The organism is Rhizobacter sp. (assembly GCF_031412075.1).
In the GTDB taxonomy this organism is placed as follows: Bacteria; Pseudomonadota; Gammaproteobacteria; order Burkholderiales; family Burkholderiaceae_C; genus Rhizobacter.
On record NZ_JANOCG010000661.1, the window covers coordinates 1 to 9,237 of the forward strand.

7 protein-coding genes are annotated in these 9,237 nt (G+C 66.2%); 2 read left to right on the forward strand and 5 right to left on the reverse strand.

The genetic code is table 11. The features are described from left to right. From RMO40_RS24590 to RMO40_RS24610, 5 genes are all read right to left on the reverse strand, one after another. On the reverse strand, positions 1-1,303 hold a 1,303-nt coding region (locus RMO40_RS24590; RefSeq protein ID WP_309726441.1), incomplete at its 3' end, for a TonB-dependent receptor plug domain-containing protein. A gap of 8 nt (positions 1,304-1,311) precedes the next feature. Continuing rightward, on the reverse strand, positions 1,312-2,778 hold the full coding sequence (locus RMO40_RS24595) for a sigma 54-interacting transcriptional regulator (RefSeq protein ID WP_309726443.1): 1,467 nt from the start codon (positions 2,776-2,778) through the stop codon (positions 1,312-1,314). A gap of 55 nt (positions 2,779-2,833) precedes the next feature. After that, a complete protein-coding gene (locus RMO40_RS24600; RefSeq protein ID WP_309726447.1) occupies positions 2,834-3,277 on the reverse strand; it encodes a PaaI family thioesterase in 444 nt (147 codons plus the stop codon). Between the two features lie 40 nt (positions 3,278-3,317). Next, positions 3,318-4,460 carry an acyl-CoA dehydrogenase family protein gene (locus RMO40_RS24605; RefSeq protein ID WP_309726449.1) on the reverse strand — a complete coding sequence of 381 codons (1,143 nt, stop codon included), beginning with the start codon at positions 4,458-4,460 and terminating at the stop codon, positions 3,318-3,320. A 38-nt stretch (positions 4,461-4,498) separates the two neighbouring features. After that, a complete protein-coding gene (locus tag RMO40_RS24610; RefSeq protein ID WP_309726451.1) occupies positions 4,499-5,719 on the reverse strand; it encodes an acyl-CoA dehydrogenase family protein in 1,221 nt (406 codons plus the stop codon). Positions 5,720-6,057: 338 nt separating this feature from the next. Between RMO40_RS24610 and RMO40_RS24615 the strand changes: the two genes are divergently transcribed. Together RMO40_RS24615 and RMO40_RS24620 are read left to right on the forward strand one after the other, a co-directional pair. Then, positions 6,058-8,160 carry a 3-hydroxyacyl-CoA dehydrogenase NAD-binding domain-containing protein gene (locus RMO40_RS24615; RefSeq protein ID WP_309726453.1) on the forward strand — a complete coding sequence of 701 codons (2,103 nt, stop codon included), beginning with the start codon at positions 6,058-6,060 and terminating at the stop codon, positions 8,158-8,160. Between the two features lie 195 nt (positions 8,161-8,355). Continuing rightward, positions 8,356-9,237, forward strand: an 882-nt coding sequence (locus RMO40_RS24620; protein WP_309726455.1) for an acetyl-CoA C-acyltransferase, incomplete at its 3' end; no start/stop codon positions are given.

Here is a 9,237-nt window from a genome sequence, read left to right on the forward strand (position 1 = left end):
CGGCCCACTGCGGCGTGAGGTTCCACTCGTCTTGCGCGTAGGCCGCCACACGCAAGGCATCGGCCCGGAAGTCATCCCCGGTTACGTCGGGCTGGGTGTGCTCTTCGCGGCTGCGGTTGTCTTCGAGCTCGGCCCCGGCCACCAGGCTGTGGTCGTTGGCCAGCAAGGTGGTGTACTTCGATCCCAGCGTCACGGTGCTGCCGTGGCTGGTGTTGATGTCGTCGGTGTTGGTGTAGCCGGTGGGCAGCGCGCTGCCGTCAACGCGGATCAGCGTGCGCAGCACACGCCCGCGCCAGCGGCCCTGGCTCAAACCGCCCGTCACCACCAGCCGGCCGGCACCATCGATCTGCTGATTCCATTGGCCGTTCAGGCGCGCGTTGGCGTAGTGGCCTGCGGAGCTGCCGGTGCTGCGGTCATACGGCGGCGCGGTGCCATCATCGCGCGTCAGATGCGAGCGGCTGGTGTTGTCGATCTCGGAGTAGATCAACATCGGCATCAACACCAGCGAGGCCCCCTTGTCACCACGCCATTGCAAACGCCCGGTGGCATGCAGGCCGCGACGCTTGTCTTGCGAGAGCGAGGTTTCGCGCGTCACCAGCGTGGTGGCGGGCACCGCACTCAGGTCTTCGCGCACCGTGGTGGTGGTGCTTTCGCTGTCGCGGTCGTTCTGAAAGGCCGACAGCGAGACGTTGTAGATCAGGCTGTCGATGCTGTCGTTGCGCGTCCACGAGATGCCGGGCTGCCAGCGGCCGTTTTCGTACCCCGTGCCCAGGCGCAGGTTGTTGAGCCGCTTCTTGAAACCTTCGCGCGTGATGATGTTGATGGTGCCGGCAATCGCACGGGCCCCCGTCTCGGCGGTGGGCGCACGCAAGATCTCGATGCGCTCGATCTGCTCGGGTGTGAGCGTGTCGATCGAAAAGCCCGGCGGCACACGCTCGCCGTCGAGCAGGATCTGCGTGTAGCCGCTGCCGAGCCCGCGCATGCGGATGGCGCCGCCGCGGCCCGGCGGGCCTTGCAGCGTGACGCCGGGCAGGCGCTTGAGCACCTCGCCCACGGTGCTGTCGCCGAAGCGGTCGATCTCTTCGCGCCCAATCACGATCTTGGCGGCGGTGGACTGGCGTCGCTCCTGCATGTCGTTGGCGCGTGTGCCGGTGATCTCGACGGGCGCGAGTTGCTGCGCGGCGGGCGCTGAGGCGGCAGACGCCGGTGCGGCGGGAGCGGCAGGCGCCGTCTGCGCATGGGCGTCGGCCGTGAGCGCGGCCCAGGCCAGCAAGCCCAAGGAAGCAAAGAAAGAAGAATGCAAGGCGAGGCTCAGATCAATGCGAGTTTTTCGTACAAGGTGGCGCGCGAGATGCCCAGCAGCCGCGACGCCGCGAGTTTGTTGCCACCGGTGGCGGCCATGGCCTCGCGGATCGCGCGCGCCTCCAGCTCGGCGATGGCTTGCGGCAGCGGCTTGATGGAACCGGCTGGTGTGGCCAGCGCAGGCACGTCGGCAAGCGCTTGGGGTGGCGCCTTGCGGGTGGCCACCAGCGGCGTGGCCTGCACCTGCCCCGCCACCACGAGGCTCCTGAAGTGCGCGGCGCCAAGCACCAGGTCGTCGGTCATCAGCGTGGCCTGCTCCAGCACATTGCGCAGCTCGCGGATGTTGCCCGGCCAGCCCTGCTGCGCCAGCAGCTCCAGCGCATCACCGCTCAAGCCCTTGTGCGGCAGGCCGCTGCGGCGGGCGATGTCGTCGGCCAGGGTTTCGACCAGGGCCTCCAGGTCGGCCATGCGCTCGCGCAGCGCGGGCAGGCGGATGGGCAGCACGTTGAGGCGGTAGTACAGGTCGGCGCGGAAGGTGCCGGCCGCCACCATGGCGGGCAGGTCGCGGCTGGTGGCCGCGATGATGCGCACGTCGACCCGCTGCACGGTGTTGCTGCCCAGCTGCTCGACCTCTTGCTCTTGCAACACGCGCAAGAGCTTGCTCTGCAGCGCCAGCGGCATGTCGCCGATCTCGTCAAGAAAGAGCGTGCCGCCATCGGCCAGCTTGAACTTGCCTTCGCGGCCCTTGCGGTCGGCGCCGGTGTACGCACCCGGCGCCACGCCGAAGAACTCGGCTTCGAGCAAGGTGTCGGGGACGGCCGCGATGTTCACGCCGACGAAGGGCCGCGCGGCGCGTGCGCTGGCGGCATGAATGGCGTGGGCCAGCAGCTCCTTGCCGGTGCCGGTTTCGCCCAATAGCAGCACGGTGCTGTCGGTCTGCGCCACGCGGCGGGCCTGGCGCTTGATCTCCATCGCCACCGGGCTCGCGCCGATGAAGCTGGCCACGGTGTACTTGGGCCGGCGCTGCGCGGCGAGCTGCTGGCGCGCGTCGTCGAGCTCGCGTTGCAGGCGGCCGAACTTGGTCATCAACGGCTGCATGGTGGTCTCGGGGTGGTCGAGCAGCACCATGCCCATGGCACCGATCACCTCACCTTGCGCGTTGCGCAGCGGCAGGCGGCTGACGAGAAAGGTGCCGGCCTGGTTGGTGAGCAAGTCGATCAGCATCGGCTGGCCGGTGTCGACCACGTGGGCCATCAGCGTGTTGGGCACCACCTCTTCGACACGCCGGCCCACGAAATCGGATTCTTCGTGGCCGAGGTCGGGCAGGAAACGTTTGTAGCCTTCGCTGATCCACACGATGCGGTGGTTGCGGTCGATCACCATCATGCCCATCGCCGCCTGGGCCAGGGTGTCGAACATGCTTTGCGCGGCGAGCTTGAGCACGCCGTCGGCGTCGGCAGGCAGGGTGGGGATCATGGGGGTCACTGTACTGCTGCAAGACGTTTCGACAGGCTCAACGCGAACGTACTGTTCAGCCCTCCGGCACTTCCTTCGGCGCCACCGGCTCGACCACCGCAAACACGCCGCTGCAGCGCACCACCACCTGGTCGCCCACCCGCAGCTGGCAGTCGGCAAACGACAAGCGCGCGCCGTGCTTGCGGATCTCGACGTGCGCCTCCAGCCAGTCGCCCACCTTGGCCGCGCCGATGAAATCGGTCGACAGGTTCACCGACACCATGGCCGCGTGGGTCTTGCGGGTGATGTTCAGGTTGCGGCCGAGCGCGCTGTCGGCCAGCGTGACCAGCATGCCGCCGTGCGCGATGCCGCGCATGTTGGTGTGCTGTGGGTCGATCCGCAGCGCAATGACCACCGTGCCGTTCGGCCCGGGACGTTGGTAGATGGGGCCAGCGTGCATCAGCCACTGGCCGCCGGGGATCAGCGGGACGAATCCCTCGGGTAACGGTTCGGTGCTCATCTACAACCTGCTCGCGCCATCCCTCCCGAACGGAGCTTGGTCAGGCCACCAACAGCGAGTCGCTGAACTTGCCCAGGTGGTGTTCCACATCTCCGAAAGTCGCGTTGATCACCGTCAGGCGCTTGAACAGGTGCGCGGCCATCAGCTCGTTGGTCACGCCCATGCCGCCGTGCATTTGCACCGCGTCTTGGCCGACCTTGCGGGCCGACTGGCCGATGTAGGCCTTGGCGGCCGACACATGGCGGCGGCGGTCGGCGGCGTCGCTCGTGTCGACCTTCACCGCAGCCAGCAGCGCCATCGAACGAGCCTGCTCAGCCGCGATGGCCATCTCGGCCATGCGGTGCTGCAGCGCCTGGAACTTGCCGATGGGCTGGCCGAACTGCTTGCGGTTCTTGAGGTACTCGAGCGTCTGCGCATTCAGGGTGGCCATCACGCCCACGGCCTCGGCGCACAGCGCGGCGATGCCACGGTCGATGGCGTGTTCGATGGCAGGCAGCGCCTGGTTGACGGCGCCGACCAGCGCATCGGAGGCGACCTTCACGTCTTTCAGCAACACGTCGCCGGCACGCTGGTTGTCTTGCGTGGCATAGGCGCGGATCGTCACACCTGCGGCCTTGGCATCGACGACAAACAGCGACACGCCGTTGGCTTCGAACGCACCGCCCGAGGTGCGCGCCGAGACCAGCAGTTTGTGCGCCGACGGTGCGCCCAGCACCACGGCCTTGTGGCCACTGAGCGACCAGCCGGGGCCATCGGCCTTGGCGGTGGTGGCCACGTGGTTGGTGGCGTAGCGTGCGCCGGGTTCGCCGTGGGCCAGCGACACCATCAGCTCACCCTGGGTGATGCCACCCAGGAGCGACTCGCGCTGCGCGGGTGTGCCGATCTCATTGATCAGGCTGCCGGCCAGCACCACGCTCGCCAGGAAGGGCTCGAGCGCCAGGCTGCCGCCGAGGGTTTCGGCGATCAGCATGGTGTCGATGGCGTTGCCGCCCAGGCCACCGGCCGATTCGGGGAAGGGCAAGGCCAGGATGCCGAGCTCGGCATAGGTGGCCCAGGCCTGGGCGCTGTGGCCGAGCGGGCTCTGCAGGATGGCGCGGCGCTGCTCGAAGCTGTAGTCCTTGGCCAGGTAGCGCTTCAGGCTGTCTTGAATCGCGGTTTGTTCTTCGCTGAGGTTGAAGTCCATGGTCGTTCCTTGTGTTCTGCGTCTTGGCTGTGTTCGGATCAAAGACCCAGGATCATCTGGCTGATGATGTTCTTCTGAACCTCCGTCGAGCCGCCATAGATCGTTGTCTTGCGCACATTGAAGTAAGAGCCGCTGATGCCGGCGTCGCGTGCTGCAAAGGCTTCCGTGAGCGGCTGCGAGCTGCCGGCCAGGTCTTGGCCGTCGTGCAACCAGGGCACCGAGTACGAGCCCAGCGCCTGCATGCACAGCTCGGTCAGCGTCTGCTGGATCTCGGAGCCCTTGATCTTCAGCATCGAGGCCTCGGGGCCCGGCGCGTGCTGCTTGCCTTCGGCCGAGATGACCTTCAGGTTGGTGATCTCGAGCGCCAGCAGCTCCATCTCGACCTGCGCGATGCGGTCGCGGAAGCGCGAGTCTTCGATCAGCGGTTTGCCGTTGTCACCGTGCTGGCGGCGTGCCAGCGCCTTCAGGCGGCGCAGCGCCGACTTGGAGCGGCCCACGCCGGCGATGCCGGTGCGCTCGTGGCCGAGCAGGAACTTGGCGTAGGTCCAGCCCTTGTTCTCTTCGCCAATGCGGTTCTCGACCGGCACACGCACGTTGTCGAACCAGACTTCGTTCACCTCGTGTTCGCCGTCGAGCATGATGATCGGCTTGACGGTGATGCCCGGCGTCTTCATGTTGATCAGCAGGAAGCTGATGCCTTCCTGCTGGCGGCCTTCGGTGCTGGTGCGCACCAGGCAGAAGATCCAGTCGGCAAACTGGCCGAGGGTGTTCCAGGTCTTCTGGCCGTTGACGATGTAGTGCTCGCCCTCGGCGTCGGTGCCGGGCACGGCGCGGGTCTTGAGCGAAGCGAGGTCAGAGCCGGCGCCCGGCTCCGAATACCCCTGGCACCACCAGTCTTGCGCCGAGATGATGCGCGGCAGGTAGTAAGCCTTTTGCGCGGCGTTGCCGAAACGCATGATCACCGGCGCCACCATCTTCAGCCCGAAGGGCAGCTGCATCGGCGTGCCGGCTTCGGCGCACTCGTCGTCGAAGATGTGGCGCTGCACGGCGTTCCAGCCGGTGCCGCCGAACTCTTCGGGCCAGCTCGACGCGCCCCAGCCCTTTTCGAACAGGATCTTCTGCCAGCGAATGATGTCTTCGTGGCTGCCACGCTGGCCGGTCTGGGCGCGGTCGCGGATGTCGGCCGGCAGCTTCGCGTTGATGAAGCTGCGCACTTCATCGCGGAATTTCTGCTCTTCGGGGCTGTAGTCGAGATTCATGGTGTCTCCTGCGGGCGCACGTGAACGAATGTGGACGCATATTCTGCATCGCGAAACGTGGAATTGGAAATTGGAACTTTCACCAAGCACGTTGCGTGATTCTGTCCCAACGGCCTGTCGCACGGGTGACAAGCCTTGAAGTCACCAGGCAATCCATGGGAAACACCTTGTTTACAAGCCCGGCGCCAGTGGCTAGGATGATTGCCTTTGCAAAATAATGTTCCACACTGCGGAACATTGATCCACATCCCGCCACACGGGGTTCACACAGGCCCCTGTGCACACCCCGGTTTGTGCAAGTCGCCGTCCCCGCAAGTGCCTTTCAGGAGCTTTCGCACATGAGCAACCACCCGACCTCCACCCAGTACGACGTTCGCGGAAACGTTGCCGTCGTCACGCTGGCCAACCCGCCGGTCAACGGCCTGGGCTACTCGCTGCGCAGCGGCATCGTCGCCGGGCTCGACAAGGCGCTGGCTGACGACAAGGTGACGGCGATCGTGCTGATTGGCAGCGACCGCGCTTTTTCGGGCGGCGCCGACGTGAAGGAATTCGGCACGCCGAAGGCCGGCATGGACCCGAACCTGGGCGTGGTGATCCGCGCGCTCGAAGACTCGCGCAAGCCCGTCATCGCGGCCATCGGCGGCATGGCGCTGGGCGGTGGCCTGGAGCTGGCGATGGGCGCGCACTTCCGCGTGGCCAAGCCCGACGCCCAACTCGGCCTGCCCGAAGTGAAGCTGGGCCTCTTGCCCGGCGCCGGTGGCACGCAGCGCCTGCCGCGTCTGATCGGCCTGGAGGCCGCGCTCAACATCATCGTGTCGGGCGCCCCCACCCCGGCCAAGAAGTTCGAAGGCACGCCGCTGCTCGACGCCATCATCGAAGGCGACCTGCTGGAAGGCGCCCTCAAGTTCGCCGAGAAGGCCGTGGCCGACAAGCTGCCGCTCAAGCGGGTGCGCGACCTGAAGGTGAAGGCGCCGGGTGCCGATGCCTTCCTGCAATTTGCCCGCAACACCGTGGGCGCGATGTCGAAGAACTTCCCCGCGCCGTTGAAGTGCGTGGAAGCGGTGGCGGCTTCGGTGAGCCTGCCTTTCGACCAGGGCCTGAAGACCGAGCGCGAGCTGTTCATGCAGCTGATGGCCACGCCCGAGTCGCGTGCGCTGCGCCACATCTTCAACGCGGAGCGCGCGGCCTCCAAGGTCAGCGACATCCCTGAAGACACCCCCCTGCGCGACGTGAAGAAGGTCGGCATGATCGGCGCCGGCACCATGGGTGTGGGCATCACGATGAACTTCATCAACGTGGGCATCCCGGTCGCCCTGCTCGAGATGAAGCAAGAGGCGCTCGACAAGGGCCTGGCCACCATCCGCAAGAACTACGAAAACTCCATGGCCAAGGGCAAGCTCACGCAAGCCCAGCTCGACGAGCGCATGGCCCTCGTGACCCCCACGCTCGAATACAGCGCCTTCAAGGACGTCGATCTCGTCATCGAGGCCGTGTTCGAGAGCATGGAAGTGAAAGAGAAGGTCTTCAAGACGCTCGATGAAGTGTGCAAGCCGGGCGCGATCCTGGCCTCCAACACCTCGGCGCTCAACCTCGACCAGATTGCCCAGTTCACCAAGCGCCCGCAAGACGTGGTGGGCCTGCACTTCTTCAGCCCGGCCAACGTGATGCGCCTGCTGGAAGTGGTGCGCGGCGCCAAGACCGCCAAGGACGTGATGGCCACCTCGATGGCGCTGGCCAAGAAGATCAAGAAGATCGCCGTGGTCTCGGGCGTGTGCGACGGCTTCATCGGCAACCGCATCGTGGCCCGCTACGGCCAGGCTTCCAACGAGCTGCTCAACGCTGGCGCCTCGCCTTCGCAGATCGACAACGCGCTGCAGAAGTTCGGCCTCGCCATGGGCATCTACCGCATGGGTGACCTGGCCGGTCTCGACATCGGCTACGCCGGCCGCAAGCGCCGCAAAGAGGCCAACCCCGAGGCCTACATCCCGATCGTGGCCGACCGCCTGGCCGAAGCCGGTCGCTTCGGTCAGAAAACGGGCGCCGGCTGGTACCGCTACGAAGCCGGCAAGCGCGACCCGATCGTCGACCCGGCGGTCGAGAAGATCATCGAAGACTTCCGCACCGAGCGGGGCCTGACGGCACGCAAGGTCAGCGACGAAGAAGTGATCGAGCGCTGCATCTACGCGATGGTCAACGAAGGCGCGCGCATCCTCGAAGAAGGCATCGCCCAGCGCGCCTCCGACATCGACATCGTCTACCTCAATGGCTACGGCTTCCCCGCCCACCGCGGCGGCCCGATGCTGTACGCCGACACGGTCGGTCTGGCCAACGTGGTGCGCGCGTTGAAGCGCATCGCCGCCGAGCCGGGCGCCGATGCGAAGTTCTGGCAACCGGCCCCGCTGCTCTTGAAGCTGGCGGAGGAAGGCAAGACTTTCAATTGAGCGCTTGCGAGCGCCCTGCACTCTGACAGTTTTCTCACCGCCAAGACGCCAAGAACGCAAAGGTCGCCAAGACAAATGGCCTTCTTCTCTCTCTTCTTTGCGTCCTTTGCGTTCTTGGCGCCTTTGCGGTGAAAAGACCCGTCCAAGTGCACCGCTCGACCCGAACTCTCTGCTGAACACTCACAAGGAATCATCATGACCGAAGCCGTCATCGTCTCCACCGCCCGCACTGGCCTGGCCAAGTCGTGGAAGGGTGCTTTCAACATGACCTATGGCGCGACGCTCGCCGCGCACTCGATCGAGCACGCCGTCAAGCGCGCTGGCATCGACCCCGCTGAAGTCGAGGACGTGTTCCTCGGCGGCTCGCTCTCCGAAGGCACCACCGGCGGCAACATCGCCCGTGTGGCCGCGCTGCGGGCCGGCCTCCCGGTCACGACCGCCGGCGTCACCATCAACCGCTTCTGCTCGTCGGGCCTGAACGCGATTGCGATGGCCGCGCACACCATCATCGTCGACGGTGTGCAGGTCGCCATTGGCGGCGGCGTGGAGTCGATCTCGTGTGTGCAGAACGAAACCAACCGCCACATGCGCGCCGACCCGTCCATGCTGGAGAAGAAGCCCGAGATCTACTGGAGCATGCTGCAGACCGCCGAGATGGTGGCCAAGCGCTACAACATCAGCAAAGAGGCGCAAGACGAATACGGTGTGCGCAGCCAGCTGCGCGCCGCCGCCGCGCAAGCGGCCGGCAAGTTCAACGACGAGATCGCGCCGATGACCACGCGCATGGGCGTGGCCGACAAGGCCACCGGCCGCCTGACCACCAAGGAAGTGACGATCTCGGCCGACGAAGGCATTCGCCCCAACACCACGCTCGAAGGTGTGGACAAGATCCGCGCGGCGCTGCCGGGCGGTGTGGTGACTGCCGGCAACGCGAGCCAGTTCTCCGACGGCTCCTCGGCCTGCGTGCTGATGAACGGCAAGCTGGCCGAACAGCGCGGCATCAAGCCGCTGGGCATCTTCCGCGGCTTCGCGGTGGCTGGTTGCGAGCCCGACGAAATGGGCATCGGCCCCGTGTTT